Source organism: Thermostichus sp. MS-CIW-41 (genome assembly GCF_054058915.1).
On the sequence record NZ_JBSSBO010000013.1, the window covers coordinates 28780 to 48057 of the forward strand.

General features: G+C 56.0%; 15 protein-coding genes and 1 tRNA gene. 7 read left to right on the plus strand and 9 right to left on the minus strand.

What is annotated here, in order from left to right:
- Positions 1-67 precede the first annotated feature (67 nt).
- From ACVWXE_RS05895 to ACVWXE_RS05905, 3 genes are all read right to left on the minus strand, one after another.
- Complete coding sequence (locus tag ACVWXE_RS05895) at positions 68-1018, minus strand: glycosyltransferase family 2 protein (protein WP_457440388.1); 951 nt, start codon at positions 1016-1018, stop codon at positions 68-70.
- Between the two features lie 17 nt (positions 1019-1035).
- Entirely contained in the window at positions 1036-1953 is a 918-nt protein-coding gene (locus tag ACVWXE_RS05900; RefSeq protein WP_457489820.1) for a 2OG-Fe(II) oxygenase, read from the minus strand.
- Between the two features lie 561 nt (positions 1954-2514).
- A complete protein-coding gene (locus ACVWXE_RS05905) occupies positions 2515-2658 on the minus strand; it encodes a hypothetical protein (RefSeq protein ID WP_011432125.1) in 144 nt (47 codons plus the stop codon).
- Between the two features lie 171 nt (positions 2659-2829).
- Between ACVWXE_RS05905 and ACVWXE_RS05910 the strand changes: the two genes are divergently transcribed.
- From ACVWXE_RS05910 to ACVWXE_RS05920, 3 genes are all read left to right on the plus strand, one after another.
- Positions 2830-4887, plus strand: a complete 2058-nt coding sequence (locus tag ACVWXE_RS05910; protein WP_457489821.1) for a glycosyltransferase family protein — start codon at positions 2830-2832, stop codon at positions 4885-4887.
- Positions 4888-5088: 201 nt separating this feature from the next.
- Entirely contained in the window at positions 5089-7062 is a 1974-nt protein-coding gene (locus tag ACVWXE_RS05915; protein WP_457489822.1) for an O-linked N-acetylglucosamine transferase, SPINDLY family protein, read from the plus strand.
- Between the two features lie 466 nt (positions 7063-7528).
- Positions 7529-8017: a hypothetical protein gene (locus ACVWXE_RS05920; RefSeq protein ID WP_457489823.1), complete on the plus strand. Its 489-nt coding sequence runs from the start codon at positions 7529-7531 to the stop codon at positions 8015-8017.
- On the opposite strand, the gene ACVWXE_RS05925 is transcribed toward ACVWXE_RS05920, so the two are convergent.
- On the minus strand, positions 8014-10257 hold the full coding sequence (locus ACVWXE_RS05925; protein WP_457489824.1) for a serine/threonine protein kinase: 2244 nt from the start codon (positions 10255-10257) through the stop codon (positions 8014-8016). The two genes, ACVWXE_RS05920 and ACVWXE_RS05925, sit on opposite strands and share 4 nt — an antisense overlap.
- Positions 10258-10626: 369 nt before the next feature.
- On the opposite strand from ACVWXE_RS05925, the gene ACVWXE_RS05930 reads away from it, so the two are divergent.
- The 3 genes from ACVWXE_RS05930 to ACVWXE_RS05940 all read left to right on the plus strand — a co-directional run bounded on the left by ACVWXE_RS05930 (position 10627) and on the right by ACVWXE_RS05940 (position 13317).
- A complete protein-coding gene (locus ACVWXE_RS05930; RefSeq protein WP_457466625.1) occupies positions 10627-11595 on the plus strand; it encodes an NAD(+) kinase in 969 nt (322 codons plus the stop codon).
- A gap of 59 nt (positions 11596-11654) precedes the next feature.
- Complete coding sequence (locus ACVWXE_RS05935; RefSeq protein ID WP_011432118.1) at positions 11655-12293, plus strand: histidine phosphatase family protein; 639 nt, start codon at positions 11655-11657, stop codon at positions 12291-12293.
- Positions 12294-12357: 64 nt separating this feature from the next.
- Complete coding sequence (locus tag ACVWXE_RS05940; protein WP_414407523.1) at positions 12358-13317, plus strand: patatin family protein; 960 nt, start codon at positions 12358-12360, stop codon at positions 13315-13317.
- Positions 13318-13420: 103 nt separating this feature from the next.
- Here ACVWXE_RS05940 and ACVWXE_RS05945 read toward each other — a convergent pair whose 3' ends face one another.
- Entirely contained in the window at positions 13421-14464 is a 1044-nt protein-coding gene (locus ACVWXE_RS05945; RefSeq protein WP_457489825.1) for a DUF58 domain-containing protein, read from the minus strand.
- A gap of 264 nt (positions 14465-14728) precedes the next feature.
- The gene (locus ACVWXE_RS05950; protein ID WP_457489826.1) at positions 14729-15886 is read right to left on the minus strand and encodes a DegT/DnrJ/EryC1/StrS family aminotransferase; all 1158 of its coding nucleotides are present in this window, start codon (positions 15884-15886) and stop codon (positions 14729-14731) included.
- 194 nt (positions 15887-16080) lie between these two features.
- On the opposite strand from ACVWXE_RS05950, the gene ACVWXE_RS05955 reads away from it, so the two are divergent.
- Positions 16081-17088, plus strand: a complete 1008-nt coding sequence (locus tag ACVWXE_RS05955; RefSeq protein ID WP_457489827.1) for a glycosyltransferase family 9 protein — start codon at positions 16081-16083, stop codon at positions 17086-17088.
- A gap of 233 nt (positions 17089-17321) precedes the next feature.
- On the opposite strand, the gene ACVWXE_RS05960 is transcribed toward ACVWXE_RS05955, so the two are convergent.
- The 3 genes from ACVWXE_RS05960 to ACVWXE_RS05970 all read right to left on the minus strand — a co-directional run bounded on the left by ACVWXE_RS05960 (position 17322) and on the right by ACVWXE_RS05970 (position 19266).
- Positions 17322-17402 (minus strand) — tRNA-Leu (locus ACVWXE_RS05960).
- Between the two features lie 83 nt (positions 17403-17485).
- Positions 17486-18391: a M23 family metallopeptidase gene (locus tag ACVWXE_RS05965; RefSeq protein ID WP_457489828.1), complete on the minus strand. Its 906-nt coding sequence runs from the start codon at positions 18389-18391 to the stop codon at positions 17486-17488.
- A gap of 41 nt (positions 18392-18432) precedes the next feature.
- Positions 18433-19266, minus strand: coding sequence for a biotin--[acetyl-CoA-carboxylase] ligase (locus ACVWXE_RS05970; RefSeq protein WP_457489829.1), 834 nt, complete (start codon positions 19264-19266; stop codon positions 18433-18435).
- Between the last annotated feature and the right edge of the window lie 12 nt (positions 19267-19278).

Sequence of the window (19278 nt, forward strand, 5' to 3'; positions counted from 1 at the left end):
GCTTTTTTATTTCAGTTGCTCCAGTCTCCCTCAAGAGTAGGCAAGGGCTCTAGGCTAAACCAGTGAACTAGAGCGAGGACAGTAACTGTGATGGGTAGGAGATGCGAGTAAGAATACCCTTTTCGATGAGGTTCTGGTTGGTTTCAGGACTGCTGTAAAGTATGAACTCTTGATAAAGAGCTTCCATACGAGTTCTATCTCCTGAGCAATAAGCGTCCCGTGAGGTTAAGTGAAAAGGCACCCGAATAGGATTAGACTTGGAGCGCCACCAGTAGTCGGGAAAGTTTCCCAGTTGAGCATACTTTTTATAGTAGTTTTGAAAGCCGCAGTTCAAGTAGTGCAAAATAGAGGGAGACGACGTTACTAGAGTATGATCCCCTGGAATATCAAAGCTATGTACGCTGTTAGGCAGAAGAGAGGGATAGATCCGAGCTGCTGACTTTCCATTTTGATAAGCCAAAAAGTATTGACTCTTACTAGAGATCTTCTGAAACCGGGTATAGAATCCGGGATCCAAAATAGCAGGGTTTCTCTTAAATAAAGTGACCTCGCGGAAGTAGTCTTCGATCTCAAACGCTTCGGGAGCTGCTTCGTGGTTTAGGAACGTAACCTGGAATATATCGTCGCTTACTTGATCAAACCAATCCAAAGCCATCATCTGGCCAGGATAAAAAAGCTCATCTCCATCAATATGAAGAATCCAGTCCATGCCCTGATCCAGGGCAAGTTGTATAGCAGTTTCTACGTTAAGGATCTGACGAGCCATGACCTCATAGCCAACATGAGGGCCATATTTTGGGTAGAGAACATTCCCCAATGCTTGTTGGACTTGCAAAGCTTCATCGTTGGGAATAGCCGTTACATCGGAAAACTGAAGTGCCACCTGAATAGCGGGATCCTCTGGATCGTCAAAGAAGATATAAATATGGTCAATTCCAAGGGCAAGGTGATAGCGAATGAACGACTCCAAGCACACGCCTGGATCCCGAACAGTGGTAATTATGCAAACTCTGGCCATGGTGGAGCTGCAAGCCTTTAGGTGAATTGCTTGGCTCCTAGCCAAGTATTGATAGTGAAGCGGCTATCGGCAAAGGCTTGGCTAGGGCTAAATACCGGCAGGATCTCATGTAGGCAACTGCTGGAGAAGAAGACGATGCTGTTATTTGTAGGATTTACCTCATCGTATGCCCCGTGCAGGATTGGTGGATGAGGTTTTTGCCTTTGGGTATCGTAGATGCGCAGCTCACCTCCTCGATAAGGCTTTGGCTCTTTGTGGAAGTAATATACGCAGCTCACCTGGCGGAAGGCAGTTTGTGGGTAGGAGTTATCGGTGTGGGCGGTAAAGAAGCAGCCATCATGGCTGGCAATCATCTCCATCTCAAAGATTTGAATGTCAAAGTTCTCAATGCCTAGCTCAGCAAAAATCTGGGGAGCAACAGCCGCAATTTTTTCTCGCAGCAGGGATCCATGCTCCTGAAAGTAAGCGAAGTCCAGCCTCAGGGAGCGGCGAAATTTTAGTGACTCTGCCTCGGTGTTGCTGTTGCTGTAGCTCTTGGAAGGGATAAACTTGTCTTGGTGGGTAATGGCATGTTGGAGAATGGCTTGGTTGAGCTCTTGAGGCAGGAAGTTATCCAGCTTGATGTATTTACAGGGGTAAAACCGGTTGGGTTCTGAGGGATCCGGCTGGGTAAAAGTCAGGAATACCGGGTTAGCTGCCAGCAGTGATCCAGGGCCAATTGCTTGGATGTGAGCGAGATCCTGCTCGGTTAACCCTTTGTGCTGGGGATCCCAAGTGAGGAGATGGATCCCTTGGCCTAGATTGGGCAAAACCTTCTGCAGATGAAAACTGGGATCTATCCCCATCAAATCTAGGTTGGCTTGGGCTATGGCTCCGTAGCGGCAATGGTTGACCAAGTATAGGGCTGAGTCGGCCAAGTAATCCCGCAGTAGCAAAGACTGAAGCAGACAGGTACGGTAGTCCGTGAGTTCAGTCCAGAAACAAACGCCAATCTGGGTCTCTGGGAAACATTGACCGAGATCTGCCAAAAGGGCAGGAATGGGGCCTTCTAGGAGTAGAACCCGTTCTTCTAATCCCAACTGAGAAATTTGGGTTTGGATATCTTCTGTGCTGATTGACTTTTCGGATGAGCTCTGTAGGGGATTCCGTAGAATCACTGCTAACTTTTCAGGATAGCGAAGCATTGCCTGCAAAACAGCTGCGGACTCTTCCCAGCCAATCTGGCAGAAGATTTGCTGGCTAGGAAGGCAGGCTAAAGCCCAATCTAAGAGCTGGGTGAGACTCTGAGCTTGCTCCAGTTCTAGGAGAAGATCCTGAGCAAGGTCTTGGCAATCCATGGGGAGGGATCCCTGACGTCTGCTCTAGCTTAATGTACCCGGATCCACCCCCAGTTCTCACAACTTTTAGGCCAGGCGCTCAGCCCTTTGCTGCTCCAGTTCAGCCTTGGCAGGCATCAGTTCCCCAGCGGCAGTGGCCCACAGAATCCAGGTGGCCTCCTACCCTCCCACTTCGCTGGGTACAGCCTCAAAACCTCGCTCGGCATGGGTGGTGGAGATGAGCAAGTCCATCTGGCACGTGTGCCGCCAGCTTTCCATGGGTATGCCATTGTCGTAGGAGAGCTCGTCTTGGGTAGGGGCCATCCAGGCAGGTAAACTGGATTCGGCTCTTGCAGACAGGGATCCATGGGGTTGCTTATAACCTATGCTCGGCTTATCGTTTTCCAGGGCAACAGAGATCCCTTGTTGTTGTGTCCAATCCTAGTAGCCTGTAGGAGTTAGAAGAACCTGCCGCTCAACTTGGGGAGTCGAGAAATGCAAGACATCAAGGCCAATGCTCCGCGAATTCTCCTCAATTGGCCAACTCCGCCAGACTATATCCCGCCCCCGCAGCTTTCAGATCGGCAGGTCAGTCTTTGCCCCAAGAGGAGAGCCAAGGGCTTTGGACTAAACTTTGTCAATCTCTCTAAGGAATTGGTGGAGTGCCCAGAGGGAGACTATGACCTCTATGACTTTGTGCAGCAGTCTGAGCAAATTACAAATAAGGAGTTTGACCTAGTTATTGTTTGGACTTCCAGCTTTGACCAGAGTAATCCCCTAAATACAAGGAAGTTTAAATGCCCCACACTCTTGCTAGCTGGAGACACCCACCACTGGAAACTTCCCATCAACCATCTCTTGGCCTACTGGGCTACTGAAGGCTTTGATTACGTCGCTACTGCCTATAACTTCCAGCATTTGCACTGGTTTGCCGCAGCAGGCGTTGAGAATCTTGCCTGGTTGCCTCTTATCTCCATGCGCACTGTTACCCACGATTGGGTGGAAGATAGAGAAAATCAAGTGGTCTTTATCGGCCAACAGGGATCCCGCCATCCCAGGCGTTGCCGGCTGGTTCAAGCCATAAAGAATGCAGATTTGCCCATCCTCATCAAAACAGCCAACCACCAAGAGGCAGCCAAATGGTTTGCCCATTCTCTGATTTCCTTTAACTGCAGCCAAAATGGGGATCTGAACTTAAGGAACTTGGAAGTGATTTCTGCAGGGGGCTTTCTGCTCACCGACCAGCTCTCCTTCGCCTCAGGATTGGACGAACTTTTGGCGCCCGGCACCTACTGCGACACCTACAACTCCGAAGCCCAACTCCTGGAGAAAATCCGCTACTACCTAGACTATCCCCAGGAGGCCATTCAAATTGCCCGCCGCGCTTATCACACTTTCGACCAACACTGGCATCCCCGCCACCGCATTCAGAACCTGCTGGACTGGGTGTTTGGGGGAGAGCTGCCGGAGCCCTTTCGTTACTCGCCCCGCTCTGATGTGCGCTACTTTGTCAGCACGGCCAGCTCTGCCTGGATAGACACACGACTAGGAATCTACGAGCCCATTCAAGAGCTGCATCGCGTGCAGGAGCGACTGAGGGTATTTGTTGGCCGAAGCTGTCCTGGGGTGATAGCAGCAGACTTGCTGGACTTGCCGCGGCTGGAGCTGTACGTGGAAGAGGGGTTTGGGGATCCCTGTGGTCTGCTGCAGCAGAAGGGAGTGCCCGAGCGAGTTCATGAGGTGAGGGGGGAGCCGAGCAGTTGGCCTAGCTTTGATGCGGTGGTGTGCACAGCTCAGGACTTGCAGCGGCTGGGGCAGCCTTTGAGGGCCAGCTTTGCTTTCATTCCGGGAGAAGATACCCAGCTCCTCTTTGCCAATGCGGGGAACATAACAGAAACTTTTCTCATTGACTTAATCCAAAAGGGCAGCTCTGCTCCGTCAGCTTGGTTGCGGGGGTACGAAGGCCTTGAGTATGAAGGGACAGTAGCCAGCCTGAGCCGCATCTATCAGCCTGCGGCTTCCATTCTTCCTGATGTCAAGGTTGTCGTGGATGTGAGAGCGGGGGTGGGCGTGGCCAGCGCTTGTTTCAGAACTCTTCACCCTGAGGCGGCTATTCACTGTTTCGAGGTGGATCCCCTAGCTCTACACCTGCTGCGGCAGAATATTCTCAGCTTGGGCAACTGCTTTGTGCATTCGGTGGGGCTGGCGGGGCAGGATAGTTGCAGAACCCGTCGCCTCTGGCCGGAGGATCCTCAGGCCGAGTGGGGAGTGGAGCAGCTGCTCCCTTTCCGGGAAGCCAGGGCAGCCCTCAAGGAGTTGGGTTTGGAGCCCATCGATGTGCTCAGGGTGGCTACAGGTGGAGATGAGGTGGAGGTGTTGACCAGCTTGCAAGAGCAGCTCAAAGACATCAAGGTGATTTACGTGGAGTTTACTTCTGAGCAAGACCGCAAGCAGATTGACCAGATGTTGGATCCCTCTCATCTCCTCTGGCAGGGGGAGATTTCTCAAGGTAACTACGGCTGTCTCTGTTACCTGAGCAGAGCTTACGTTTAGGTAAAGTAGCTGAACAAAGTAAAAAAATGAGCCACGGAGCGGAACAAATACGACTCTCTCTCAGATCTAAGCTTCCTCTTTAGGTCTACCTGCATGTTATCTTGCCTGTAAAGTCATCTTATCCCCAACTGAACTGACTATAACTGGAAAAAACTATACTGGGCAGACAAGTCAGGAGAATTTCTAGCCATCTTGTAGTAGATGTCAGACTGGATACTTACAAACAAACTTCTAGCCGGGATCCAAGCCCAGCAAGCAGGAGATTTGCGACAAGCAGAAGCCATTTACTCCGAGATCTTGGCGGAGTTTCCTGAGCAAGCCGACGCTTTGCACCTGCTGGGAACGGTGGCCCAGACCAAGGGGGATTTGGAATGGGCAGCTGCGCTAATTGCCGAGGCTATTGAGTTAAATCCTTGCGTAGCTCTTTATCATCACAACTTAGGCGTGGTCTACGAGTCTTCGGGCCAATGGGAGAAAGCCTTATCCTGCTACCAGCAGAGCTTAAACCTCAATCCCGATGCCACTCTTTCCGCCTTTCAAGCTGGCAAGATCCTCGTTAACTTACGTCGCTGCGAAGAGGCGATCCCCCTGCTCAATTCCCTGTTGGTAAACTCGGATCGAGCAGCAGGGATCCCTTTGGAAGAGGTGCATCTGAATCTGGCTATCGCCTACCGAGATCAAGGAGAACACGCTGTTGCCTTGGATCACCTGGAGAAAGCATTGGCTTTGGATCCCCAGTTAGAACAGGCTCGTTGGTTTTATCATCTCTACTTGCCGGCAGTCTATCGGAGTGAGGAAGAGCTCAACTCCTTTCGTGCTCGCTTTGTTGAGCACCTGGATCGTCTTATTGAGGAAACTCCCCTAGAAACAGAGGAGCAACGTCGCACAGCGCTGTGGGCATCAGGACTGGGAACCAATCACTACCTACAGTACCAAGGCTACAACGACCTGGATTTGCAGAAAAAATATGCCCAGTTTGTTCAACGCATAGTCAACGCCTGTTATCCCGATTGGAGATATCTTCCTTGCCAATCCCAACCAGGGGATCCCCTCCGAGTTGGGTTTGCCTCAGCTTCCATGCGAGCTTGCTCTTACAGCCGCTTATCTCTGGGTTGGGTTAAGTACCTAAATGCTAATTGGATTGATGGACAGGCTAACTCGGAGCGAAAGTTTCAAGTCTTCGCCTATCACTTGGATCCCAGAACCGATTTCATGACAGACCGGTATCGTCAATATGCCGATGTGTTTCGACACATTCCCACCGGACTTGAGGATGCAGCCCGACAAATCCTGCAGGATCAGCTAGATATTTTAGTGTATTTGGAGATTGGTCTTTCACCTCTTATTCTGCAACTGGCTTCCCTGCGACTGGCACCGATACAGTGCTCCACTTGGGCTCATCCTGTAACTTCTGGGCTTTCTACGATTGACTATTTCCTCTCCAGCGATTTAATGGAGCCAGAGGATGCTCAAGAACATTATAGTGAAACCCTGATTCGTTTACCTCATTTGGGCACTTGCTTCGAAAAGCCGGTTTTGCCTCAGCAAAAGCGCTATCGTGAGGATTTCGGCCTGCGCAGAAACGCAGTGGTTTACCTAGCTTGTCAATACTTGGGTAAATATCTGCCCCAATATGACTATCTTTTTGCCGCTATTGCTCAGCGAGTGCCCAACGCTCAATTTGTTTTTTTGGCTCTACCCAATGCTGCTATTGCCCGACAATTTCGGGAACGGCTCACCCGGGCTTTTTCTTTGTATGGCCTCAATGTAGAAGACCACTGCCTGATCCTGCCCGGATTGGATTATCAAGACTACTTGGATCTCAACCGCTGTGCCGATCTTATGTTAGATTCCTATGGCTGGTCAGGTGGGATCACCACCTTAGAGGCCGTTGCGGTCGGATTGCCTGTGATCACTTGCCCTGGAAAGCTGATGCGGGGGCGGCATACCTATGCCATTCTCAAAAGAATGGGGCTGGACAGTTTAATTGCCTCGGATCTGAAAAGCTACGAGGATTTGGCCGTAAAACTGGGATCCGATTCTGAGTTTCGCTACCACATGGCTGAGGAGGTTCGGCAGCGATGCCACCTACTCTTCGAAGATCGAGAATGTGTGGCAGCCCTAGCTCATTTCTTTCTCACCCTCACCAAGAAGCCCGACGCTGGTCATGATTAGCCCACCGCGAAAAAGGGTTTTGCTCTGGATCCCTTCCTGAGGACAAGATGGGCTCAATGGTTCCACTACACTCTGGAAGCTCCTTTCTCGATGCCAGCAGTGAAACAGCTCCCCCAGGCCGGTGCAAGCCTAAACGTGGGAAAATCCTGTCAGTGATCTGCATTTTGCTGAGAATTGCTCAGAGCATCGTAATCTAGAGGAACATTGACATCCGGTGTCCGGAGGAGTGCTTATGCCAGGGCCAGCATCGAATGCTTCTAGAGCTCCGCAGGGATCCCTGCAGAGGGTTTTCTTGGGCCTTTTGGCCTCAGCTGCGGTTTTGGCAGGCTGTGGAGGAAGTGGAGGGAGTACAATACCGCCTCTGGTGAACGTCTGCGAACAAGCCTTCAGTCCAGGCCTTTTTGCATCGATTGGTCTGCGCCGACAGGGGGATAGGCGCAGTGGAACCTTGGGGCCAAATAGCGACTTGGAGATCTACTTCGATGAGAGGGACAATGTCATAAATGCCCGGGAAGTTCCACCTCCCCCTGGCACGTTTACCTTTTATGTCGATGGATTCCTTTACTTTCCTTCTGCAGCCAATGTTACAGGAGTTACTATCCGCCTAACTAGTCCAGTCTTCGACCCTGTGCTGGTCATCTTTGGTCTTGATGTCAACAGGGAGACTGATCCGGAATTCTTCTTCATCAACGATGACGCAAAGCCTGGTGATTTCACCACCTCCGAGCTGACGATCCCAGTACGGCAAGACCGCTGCTACTTGCTCCTGGTGGAAAGCTACTGGGCCCAGAATGCCCGCAGCGTTGCTCCGGGCAGCCCTGGGCGAGGCCCTTACACCATCGAAGTTGTGAGCGAAAGCTTTGCTGCTCCTCCTCCACCGCCTCAACGGCAACAGAAACCGGACGATAGAGAAAACGGCGGTGGCGGAGACCGAGGGGGGGGTGTCGGCCTCTAGCTCTGGCGGGTGAGCTTGATGGCAAAGTCAGCGCTGCCACAGGTGGCTCTGCCGCGAATCACGCGCCCGTCAGGGCTGACCGTGCCACTCCAAGCAACGGTTGGGGTACCGCTACCCCCTATCCTGCCGCTAACAGAAAGTTGGCTGCCGATAACCTGGCCGCTGCGCTCAGAAAAGCTGGGGGAGGAAACGCTGATCTGGTTGCCCTCCTGACGAATGGAGACGGTTTCCTGGACGCCAGCCGCAACATTGACCTTGCACAGGGATCCCTGCCAGATAAAAGATCCTCCCTCGTAAAGCCACTCGCCGCTGAGGGCCAGCTCTGCCGCAGGTGTTGGCGTTGCTGGGGCAGGTGTGGCAGTGGGAGTGGGGGATGGAGTCGGGGTGGGGGTAGGAGTACGAGGGACAAGCGGGGTGAATCGAGGGATAGGGGTAAGCGTCGGTGTCGGAGTGGGTGTTGGTGCTGGAGTCGGGGTGGATGTCGGTCTCGGAGTGGGTGTTGGTGCTGGAGTCGGGGTGGATGTCGGTCTCGGAGTGGGTGTTGGTGCTGGAGTCGGGGTGGGCGTCGGTCTCGGAGTGGGTGTTGGCGCTGGAGTCGGGGTGGGCGTCGGCGTCGGCGTCGGGGTGGGCGTTGGCACCGGAGTGGGTGTTGGTGCTGGAGTCGGGGTGGGTGTCGGCGTTGGAGTGGGAGCAGGTTCGAGTGTAGGTGTTGGGGTTACTTCAGCGGTAGGGATCGGATCCGGTTCTTCCCGGCTATCGCGGATCGTTGGGCGTGGCCACAGCAAAAAGGCGGCCAGCAAAGCCATAACGCCTAGGGATCCCCCGGCCAAAACCCACTTCAGGTTGCTGTCGGAAGGTTGCAGAACCGTTTGGGGGGCAGCTTGCCGCAGAGGGCGGGTGCGGGGAGTATCGGTTCGTGCCGGCGTGGCAGGGCGAGCGACGGGGGGATCCTGAACGGTCGGGAGAGCGTTGCTGGCTGGGATCACTGTGGAGGGCGTTTTGGGAGTTTCGCCCCCACTTTGGGGGGAGGGATCCGGTGTTTCCGGCGAAGCTTCTGCTGAGGAGGGTTCCCGCTCGGTGATGTAATAGGGGATCCCTGCACCTGGGGAGGGGGGAGAGACCGGCTCATCTTCGATGAGATCCAGATCCTCATCGCGGATATCTTCAAAGGCTCCAGAAGCCGATCCTGTATTGCGGGTGGCTTGGATCGGTGGCTTGGACTCAGAAGAGGGTGGAGCATCCTGTTGAGGCTTGGCACTGCCGGTGGGGATGATCACCGTGCTGGCCTGGCTGGTGGAGAGTTGAGTGGCCACTGTCAGGTCATAGGCTTGCAGCAGTCGTTCCCCCAGCTCCCGCATCGTTTGCGGTCGTTCGTCTGGGTTTTTTTTCAGGCAATCCATCACCACGGCTGCTAAAGGGGGTGGGATCGGCTGGGGGGCTGCCTTCGGGTTGATCTCGATTGGGCTTTCGTAGCAATGGGCGTGGATCCAGCTGTGCAGGGAGTCGGTTTCCAGCTGAAAGGGCATGGATCCCGTCAGCATCTCGTAGAGCACTACCCCAAAGGAGTAGATATCCGAGCGGGCATCCAAGGCTTTGCCCCGTATCTGTTCGGGAGAGGCGTAGCGAGCTGTGCCGATAAATCCTCCCCCTTTTTGGGTGCCCAGGCTGAGGGTGTGATCCGCCAGGGTTTTGGCCACGCCAAAGTCGAGGATTTTCAGTTGGGGGATGAGCTTGCCATTTTGAAAAACTTGCTCGATGAAGAGGTTGCTGGGTTTGATGTCGCGGTGGATGACACCCCGAATCTCGCGACCCTCTACCTTGGCCTGAAACGTGTGGGCAAAGTGCAGCCCCTCACAGGCCTGCAAGGCTAGTCGAACGGCTTGTCGAACCGGCAAAGCCCCTTTTTCTCGGATCAGCTTGCCCAGATCCTGCCCCTTGAGGTACTCCATCACCAAGTAGGCCTGCTCCCCCTCTTGGCCGTGATCCAAAACCTTGACGATGCGAGGATGCTGCCCCAGAAGGGTGCTAACGCGGATCTCTTCGGCAAAGCGACGGCGCAAGTCTGTCTGGAAGTCGCCCCGGCTCAGCAGCATGGGGGCATATAAGATCTTGACAGCTACCTCTTGGCCGTTGTTGTGTAAGTCTAAGGCGCGGAAGACGGATCCCATACCACCGCTACCAATTTCTTGAATCAGCTGGTAGCGGTTGCCCAAAATGCGGTTGGTGAGATCTGCGGTCATGGGTTTGCAGCTTGGAGAAGAGGAATTGCAGGGGGAATGTCCATACCATAAACCGAATTGCTGAGGTCTGCATCAGCCTACGCCGGTGGCTGAACTCAGGGATCCGGATTGGGGCCATCTGTTGGAAATGGCGGGGTTTTCGGTTGATTCTTCAAGGTGACTTCTCGGATTTACTTAACTGTTACTTAAAAGTTGTAGAAGAAAGCTCTGGCGGGGGCAGTGACGCTCAAGGGAGAGCTGCGGTGATCGGTTTCACCGTCCAAGAGAACATTTTCTGGTTAACTTTGGGGGGGATAGTCTGGATTATCCTGAGCAATCCCCAGCCTGAAGAAGGGGACAATCGACAGGGATCCCTTGATGAGGTTGACCATGGACTTGGGCTTGGTGGTGATTGCCTACAAAGAGGGGGATCGGGAGAGCAAAGCCGCCTGCCAGAGGTGTGCGGAGCAGTTGCGCCGGCGCGGTGTTACGGTGTTGACAGCTCCCACTGGCTTGCACCACAACCCCTACCCAGTCTTTTTGGAGGCCACCTCGGATCCCATCGATCTGGCGGTGGTGCTGGGGGGAGATGGCTCGGTGTTGGCGGCGGCACGATACCTGGCTCCCCATGGGATCCCGATTTTGCCGATCAAAGCGGGGGGTAGGCTGGGGTTTTTGGCCCAGTCGGAGCGGGTGTTGCAGCAGGATCCCTGGGATCGTATCCAGGCGGGGGATTTTTTCTTGCAAGCCCGCATGATGTTGCAAGCCCAGATTTGGGAACAGCCGCAGTTGGGGCAAGGGGATCCCTTGGCCGCCCGTGGAGAGGGAAAACCCCAGGGCCGCCCGGTTAGCGAAGTCTACTATGCCCTCAATGAGATCTGCCTGAAGCCGATCAACCGAGAGCGGCTGCCCGCCGCGATCATGGAGATCGAGGTCAACGGAGAGATTTTGGATCAGTACCACGGGGATGGCGTGCTGGTGGCCACACCGACGGGATCCACCTCTTACACTCTGGCAGCCAATGGCCCCATCCTCGAGCCCACCCTCGACGCCATCATCATCACCCCTATTTGTCCCCTGAGTTTGTCTAGCCGTCCTATTGTCATCAGCGGCACAGCCAGGGTGGACATTTGGCCTCTTGCCGATCCCGAAGGGTTAACCCGCCTGTGGACAGATGGCGTGTTGGCTCAGTCGGTGAATCCCGGCCAGTGGGTTCACATTCAGCAAGCGCCTACACCGGCCAAGCTGATGATCCTGGAAAAAGAGCTCTCCTACTTTCGCACCCTGCGAGAAAAATTGCAGTGGGCGGGCAGCCGCATCTACATCCCCACCACCAACCACCGCCCCGAAGGGGGATAAGGAGAGCTTAAAGTTGGGCAGCTAGAGTGGCAAAGTTCGCTCCCATAAGCATATTTCCCATGAGCCTGAGACTTTACCTCCTTAGACACGGAGAAACTCCCTACAGCCGTTCCGGCAGCTTTTGCGGCGCTCTCGATCCCGACCTCACCCCCGAAGGCAAACAAATGGCAGAAGCCTTTGCCGCAGCCTATGCCGGGATCCCTTGGCAAGCTCTCTACGTCAGCCCAATGCGGCGCGCCTTGGCTACCCTAAGCCCCCTGGCCGAGAAAGTTGGCTTGGAGATGCAGATTCGAGAGGGCCTAAGAGAAATTCACTACGGCGAGTGGGAGGGCAAAACCCACGCTGAGGCGCAAGAAGCCTACCCAGAAGCCTATTGGCGCTGGATGACCGAGCCGGCCTGGAACGCCCCTCCGGGGGGCGAAACCGCCGTGCAAATTGCCAATCGGGCCATGCCGGTTGTGGCCGAGATCCAGGAAAAATGGACAGGCGGCCACGTCTTGATCGTCTCCCACAAGGCCACCATTCGGGTTATTCTCTGCAGCCTGCTGGGCATCGACCTGGGTCGCTACCGGGATCGCATTGAGGTTTTGGCCGCCTCGGTCAGCGTGGTCAAGTTCGACCGCTATGGCCCCCTTCTGGAAATCTTAGGGGAACGCAGTTATCTGCCTTCCGATCTGCGGGAAAGGGCAGGTACCTAATTGTTAGAGGGAGCAAGGTTTAGGATTCTTGAGGTCTTTTGGGTCTCTTTTTGAGGGAGCAATCATGGGCAAAAAACTGGGATTAGCACTGGGCAGCGGCGGAGCCAGGGGATGGGCTCATATTGGCGTAATTCGGGCTCTAGAGCAGGCCGGGATCCCCATTGATTATATTGCCGGGACGAGCATTGGCGCTTTTGTGGGAGCCATTTATGCAGCAGGAGAACTGGATGAGCTGGAAGACTTTGTGCGAGATCTCAACTGGAAGATGATCCTGTCTTTGTTTGATGTGGTCTTTCCCACCTGTGGCCTGCTGGATGGCAACAAAATTTATGAGCTGCTGACAGAACATTTGCAAGAGCTGTGTATTGAAGAGGCCGGGATCCCCTTTTGCTGTGTGGCTACCGACTTGATCACAGGCCAGGAGGTGCTGTTGCGTTCGGGTAAAATGGCAGATGCCGTGCGGGCCAGCATCTCTATCCCAGGAATTTTCACTCCCTTTCACCACGAAGGGCGCTATCTCGGAGATGGAGGCATTGTCAATCCGGTGCCGGTGCGAGTGGTGCGGGAGATGGGGGCCGATGTTGTTGTTGCGGTCAATCTCAACCATGTGGATCCCGCGGATGTGGAGTCGCAACTGGAAGAAACAGAGGTGGAAGAAACCCTTCAACGGCGACAGCGCTTGAATGCTGAAGGAGAAGTGATCGAAGAAGAAACCAACTTCATCACCCGCATTCGCAAACGCTATCAATCCCTACAACAAGGGATCCAAGAAAAAATTAGCCAATGGTTTCCAGATGAGCCCTCTGGTCCCAATATTTTCGACGTTATTGGCAAGACGTTAAACGTGATGGAGCAAATCGTTACCCGCAGTGTTTTAGCCGAACATCCGCCGGATTTGCTCTTGCAACCCAAGCTGAGCCAGTATGGGATCTTCGATTTTCATCAAGCAGATCCGATTATTCAGGAGGGCTATCGACAAATGCGGCGGGCCATTCCAGAATTGCGACAAAAGTTGGAGCAGTGAACCACCACTTCTTCAGCAGTTTAACCTAAAGCTTTGCAAGGATCTGCGCCCAAGCTTTCCAAACAATCTCAGATGGATCCTGCTATCAAAATGGGCCTGAAGCTCACTCAATTGGGATAAATTGCAACAGCGATCCCGTGTGGATGAGATGGGCCGGGGCAGATTTTCCATCCTGGTCGGGATGGGCCAGCAGCACACAGCGATCTTGAGGGGTGAGGTCAAACTTGACAGAGGGATCAGGTTCTCTTTCCAGTGGAGGGCTGAGCTGGGGATCCCCGACAAAAGTAAGTCGTGCCAACACGGTCAGCAGGTGATCTTGATGGGCCAGGTCTGACCCAAAAGGAGTCCGCTCTTGTAACGTAACAAGTGCTACCGGGTAACCTTCTCGCATCAAGTAGAAGAGGATCCCGGCACAGCGCTCTACAGCTCGCTCCAACTTGTCTCGATGGATCTCGGGCCTCTCTTTCTGGGGCTGCCAGCGGTTTTCAAAACAGAGGGTGATGGCCTGGGCTCGTGGACGCTCCAACTCCCGCACGATCAGTTGATCCCGTTTGGCCGAGATCTTCCAGTGGACAGAACGCACATCGTCGTGGGGTCGGTAGGGCCGTAAGCTCAGGTAGTCTCCCTCTCGACCAGGCTGGGGGCGCAATTGGTTGCCGCTGCTGAGCTGATCCCACAGCACCAATCCTTGAACCGGGGCGAGCCGCGGAAACACGATCACCGTTTGGGGATCCCTAATCTCTACCGCCTTGCGGAAGAGTTCAAATGGAAAACTGGTGGCAACTTCAAAACCTTGCAACTGCCAGGCTCCCCGCCTTGAAAAAGTCTGCTGGTAAAAAGTGTCCACCTTGGCACCGGGATCCACCTGCAAAACATAGCTGGAAGGCCAATCTTCCCGCCTCAGCCCCTCAATGCGTTCGCTCACCTGCAACGAGAAGCTGGGCAGGCGCCGTTTGCGATTGACCAGCGTGAGACCCACCAAGACAGGCTGGCCGGCGAAAATGCGGCTAGGCAACTGCCGGCTGACCTCCAGATCTTTGAGGGTGAGATCAGAGAGGGTACCACTGATGAGAATAAGGCTGAGCAGCATTCCCAGCAACAAATACAGGGGATTGTTGCCGGTGTTGAAAGCAGCAATACTTACCAACAGGGCGATCCCGACAAACCGCCCCCCAATACGGGTAAAGCGGAAGCGGCGCAGAAAACGAACCTGGCGCCCTGATTTCTGCTCTGAGGAGAAGATCCCCAGGCTTCCCGTCCGTTGAAGCAGTAATGGAACTAGTTTTCGGCTTCGTTTCCACAACACCGCAGTCCCCTCATCACTCCTTCATCCCCGGCCCCTCTCCAAAGGAGAAAGAGGTCTGGAATCTACAAGCTGCTTCAGTGTAATTTGAAATCACCATAACCAGTGCTACGGGCAGGTTTTTTCTGAGAGGATTTCAGCAATGGCCGCAGCCACCCGCTCTTGTTGACAGGTGGTCAACTCAGGAAAGCAGGGCAAAGACAACACCTGAGCCGCACATAGCTCGGCATTGGGCAGATCCCCCCGCCTGTAGCCCAGCCCTCGGTACACCGGCTGCAGCGGCAACGGCAGAGGATAGTAAACCCGACTGCCAATGCCCCGCTCCTTCAGACCCTGCTGCAAATCGTCCCGCCGCCGCGAATCCAACGGCTCAGAACCCACCACCCGCACCGTGTACTGATGCCACACCGAGCTGCCCCCCACCCCCACCTGAGGCAGAATCAAACCCGGGATCCCTTGCAGCAAGCGGTGGTAACACTCCGCAATCCCCTGCCGCCGCCAGTTCCACTCCCGCAGATAAGGCAACTTCACCGAGAGAATCACCGCCTGCAGCGCATCCAAACGACTGTTGAGACCCAGATACTCGTGGTGGTACGGACGGGTCTGCCCATGCTCCCGCAGCGCCCGCACCCGCCTGGCCAGTTGGGGATCCCGCGTCACCACCGCCCCCCCATCCCCAGCCGCACCCAGATTCTTGCTGGGAAAAAAACTGAAACAGCCCACCTCTCCCCAAGTGCCCACCGGCCTGCCCCCCCAACAGGCCCCCACCGCCTGGGCACAATCTTCCACCACCGCCAAGCCGTGCCGCCGGGCAATAGCCAGAATCTGGGTCATGTTGGCCGCCTGCCCAAACAAATGCACCACCACCACCGCCTTGGTGCGGCAGGAGATGCTCCTTTCCAGCAGCTGCGGATCCAGGTTAAAGGTGCACGGATCCACATCCACAAACACCGGACGCGCCCCCACCCGGCTGATGGCGGCAGCCGAGGCAAAAAAACTAAAGGCACTGGTGAGCACCTCATCCCCCGCCTGGATGCCCAAAGCCTGCAAAGCCAACACCAAGGCATCGGTGCCGGAATTGCAGCCGACGGCCTCCAAAGAGCCACCCCCCAAAAACTGGGCAAACTGCTCCTCAAAGCGCTGCACCGCCGCCCCGCCGATGTACTGGCCAGAGGCCAGCAGAGCCTCCACCTGCGGCTGCAACAGCCCGGCCAAAGCGCGGTACTGCCCCGTCAAATCCAGCAGCGGAATCGGCTCCTCCGTCATGGTGCTGCCTTTGCAGAAGGTGGCGGCCACAGCCCATCATCGCGGATGAGAGCCTGTGTACACAACGCTCTGGCCCAGAAGGGTTCTGGGGTTTGTCTTCCGCGGGTCGAGCTGGCCCTGAATCTATCCACCCAATCTGAGATAGAGTAAGCGGGGATCCCCTAGGCTGGATACAGCTTTCTACAGGATGCTTTATGCAGGCGGTTTCTCCAGCAGCTAAAGCCCCTTTGGCACCTCGGATTCTGGCTTTGGTGCCGGGCGGGATTGGTGACCAGATTTTGTTTTTCCCCGCCCTGGCCAGTTTGCGGCAGCGCTTTCCTGAGGCGGAGCTGGAGGTGCTGGTGGAGCCGCGGGCAGCGGCTGCCTACGAGGTTTGTCCTTCGGTGAGTCGGGTGCTGACTTTTCCGTTCAAAGAACAGCTGTCGTTGGGGGATCTCAGCGACCTGCTGGGGCGCATTCGGGAGCGGCAGTATGACGGGGTGCTGAGCCTGGGCCGAAGCTTGGGGGTCAAGCTGTTGTTGTGGCTGACCGGCATTCCCAAGCGGGTGGGCTATGCGCCGCCGGGGCCGGGGCGACCTTGGCTGACCGACCCGGTGCCCCTGAAGCCAGCCCAGTATGCGGCCCAGATGTACCACGACCTGGTGCAGGGGTTTGGCATTGCTGCGCCGGCGGGGTTGCCCCAGATTCGTCTGAAAAAAGCAGACCTGGAGTGGGCAGAGCAGGAACGCAAGCGCCTTTTGGGGGATGCCGCTCAAGATTATGTGCTGTTGCATCCGGGGGCCAGCCAGCTGTCGCAGGAGAAGGGAATTCAGAAGATCTATCCCTCTGCCAACTGGGTCAAGGTCATCAAGGGTTTTCGGGAGCAGCGGCCGGAGCTGCCGTTGGTGCTGGTGGTGGGGCCAGAGGATGAGCAGCTGGCGGAGGGCTTTCTGGCGCAACTGCCGGAGCTGCCGGTGAGCCGTCCTGTCCGGCTGGGGCAGCTGGCGGCCTTGATTGGTGGGGCAACGCTGCTGTTGTGTGTGGACAGTGCTCCTATGCATTTGGCGGTGGCTACCCAGACGCCGCTGGTGGCGTTGTTTGGGCCCACCGACCCGCTGCGGTTGCTGCCTTCAGAGGGGCCGTTTCGGGCGGTCAAGGGGGCCGATGGGAAGGTGGAGTCGATTGCCCCCGAGCAAATTCTGCAGGTGATCTTTCCGGCCTAGAGCCAAGGTTTTCGTGGCAGCAACCCAGTCCAGTTTCTCTGCAGGCGGACCGAGAAGCCTTCTAGCCTGGGAGATGTGTCCCTGTCTGCTTTTAGCCGGCGGGAGAGCTTGCTTTGTCACCTTGGCTCTCCTAGGCTTGCTGGCGAGCGACCGTAAGGCAGTCAGCATTGCTGTTGACCGGGGGAACTTCTGCCCTCTTGGGGGAAAAGGGCTGGGGAAGTAGGGGATTCTCATGCGGACGAAGGGACTTGAACCCTTACGCCTTGCGGCACTAGATCCTAAGTCTAGCGCGTCTGCCGTTCCGCCACGTCCGCAAAACCTGCATGACCCAACTGGTTACCTGCGCCAGCATTCCAGTTGGAGCCCGCCCACCTATGCTAACCCAAGCCGGCTCTGGCTAACCCGGCAGCTGGGCAGCAGCAACCTTCAGATCATCTGTGGCGTCCAGAACCACCCAACCTTGCCCCACCGCCCGCTTCCACAGCTCAAAGTGGAGGTGCGGCCCAGTTACCGCTCCGGTCGCCCCCACATAGCCGATGACGGATCCCCGCTCTACCACTTCCCCCGGTGTTACAGCAACTTCGGACATGTGGCCATAGCGAGTGCGCCGACCGCCGGCATGCTCCAGCACAACGGTGATCCCCAGACCCCCCAGGGATCCCGAAGTGACCACCTTGCCGCTTAAAGAGGCCAAGATCGGCGTGCCCATGCTGGCCCCCAAATCCACTCCAGCATGAAACTCCGGCTCTCCGCGGATGGGGTGAATTCGCATGCCAAATCCAGAAGTAATCGGCACCGGGTGAGGTAGGGGGTAGAGCAGTCGTTCGTCACCTGCCGCCAGTTCAGGCAACCTTGGCGTTTGCGGTTCAGGAGCTTGGGGCTGGCTGGGATCCTCGATGCGAATCTCTTGGCCGGGGGCGAGAATGATGCGGCGACCGGAGCTGCGTTCCATCAGCACCACCGGCACCCCACCTTCAGGCTGAGCATGGGGAACCAGGTCATGGTTCTTCTGGGGCTCAATCACGATCTCGCGGCCCACTACCGTCTCTGGGCGGGTTTCTGCCTCAAGGGTCGCAGGGCTGCCCTCTCGTAAAGGAATGGCTCCATCCAGCAGCAGGGCTGCCGCCCCAGGCGTGTCCAGGGCCGGTTCCACCATGGGCGGCGGGGGCAAAGGGGTTGGTTGGGTCTGGGCCAGCAGAGCAGTGGGATAAAACCAGAGCAGAGCCAGCCCCAGCTTCAGCCAAAAGCGCAGCCGCCGAGCTCGGGGGGAGAAAAGGCGCGCTGCCATAACCAAAAGCTTCATCACCGAGTTCAACACAGGCCACATAAAAAACACAAGAGAAATTACAGGCTATCGCCCGCCGGCATGTGATAGCTCAAGCGAACTTGGTCGGGTGTAAGCGTCCGGATGGATTGCTGCTGTTGCAGATGTCGCTCCCCTTGTGTTTGTACTCGCACCCTTCCATCCTCGGCAAGGCCCAAGATCGTGAGGCTAGTCCCCCTTTCGAGCCATTGGACTTGCGGCTTGACCATCCAGGCTTCGTACTCTGAGCGAACGGGGGCAAATCCCCCTTGCAACCAGACGTGGAATCCCTGCTCCATCCCCTGCAGAACCCAGCCGGCAATCTCGGTGCGGTCGAGTGAGCGGTGCAGAGGGGATCCCAAAATTTGGGCTAAGGTGATTGCCCCAATGGGAACGGGGTTGTTGACATTCACCCCCACACCGGCCACCAACCCCAGCAGTTGCCCGCTCCCCCCAAAGCGGCTTTGCACCAGGATCCCCCCCAGCTTGAGCAGAGAATCTGGGTGCTGCTCATCTACCACCACCAAATCGTTGGGCCATTTCAGCCGCAGCGGGATCCCAAGGTTTTGCCGTAAACGGCCCGCAATGCCCCAGCCCAAGGTCAGGGTCAGTTCCAGCAGCGAGTAATGCAAAGGCGGGGATCCCAGCCAAACGGACAGGTATAGTCCCCCCGGCTGCGAGTGCCACACTCGCCCATGTTGACCTTGCCCAGCCCGTTGGCGGGTGCTGACCAAAACTGTGCCCACTGGCAGCGGCTGTGGGAAGCGACGCCCCCAATCCAAGAGCAGCCGATTGGTGGAATCGGTCACCGCCACTTGCAGCAGATGGCGGCCCCACCGGCCCGCCTGGGATCCCAGCCGCGAGGGGGAAAGCATCTCTACCCGGGA

Excerpts from the sequence above, each read along its gene's own strand:
- ACVWXE_RS05930 (WP_457466625.1), top strand. The coding sequence starts at position 10,627 with ATGGACTTGGGCTTGGTGGTGATTGCCTACAAAGAGGGGGATCGGGAG.
- ACVWXE_RS05895 (WP_457440388.1), bottom strand. The coding sequence starts at position 1,018 with ATGGCCAGAGTTTGCATAATTACCACTGTTCGGGATCCAGGCGTGTGC.
- ACVWXE_RS05935 (WP_011432118.1), top strand. The coding sequence starts at position 11,655 with ATGAGCCTGAGACTTTACCTCCTTAGACACGGAGAAACTCCCTACAGC.
- ACVWXE_RS05965 (WP_457489828.1), bottom strand. The coding sequence starts at position 18,391 with ATGAAGCTTTTGGTTATGGCAGCGCGCCTTTTCTCCCCCCGAGCTCGG.
- ACVWXE_RS05915 (WP_457489822.1), top strand. The coding sequence starts at position 5,089 with ATGTCAGACTGGATACTTACAAACAAACTTCTAGCCGGGATCCAAGCC.
- ACVWXE_RS05910 (WP_457489821.1), top strand. The coding sequence starts at position 2,830 with ATGCAAGACATCAAGGCCAATGCTCCGCGAATTCTCCTCAATTGGCCA.
- ACVWXE_RS05950 (WP_457489826.1), bottom strand. The coding sequence starts at position 15,886 with ATGACGGAGGAGCCGATTCCGCTGCTGGATTTGACGGGGCAGTACCGC.
- ACVWXE_RS05925 (WP_457489824.1), bottom strand. The coding sequence starts at position 10,257 with ATGACCGCAGATCTCACCAACCGCATTTTGGGCAACCGCTACCAGCTG.
- ACVWXE_RS05955 (WP_457489827.1), top strand. The coding sequence starts at position 16,081 with ATGCAGGCGGTTTCTCCAGCAGCTAAAGCCCCTTTGGCACCTCGGATT.
- ACVWXE_RS05940 (WP_414407523.1), top strand. The coding sequence starts at position 12,358 with ATGGGCAAAAAACTGGGATTAGCACTGGGCAGCGGCGGAGCCAGGGGA.
- ACVWXE_RS05905 (WP_011432125.1), bottom strand. The coding sequence starts at position 2,658 with ATGGCCCCTACCCAAGACGAGCTCTCCTACGACAATGGCATACCCATG.
- ACVWXE_RS05970 (WP_457489829.1), bottom strand. The coding sequence starts at position 19,266 with ATGCTTTCCCCCTCGCGGCTGGGATCCCAGGCGGGCCGGTGGGGCCGC.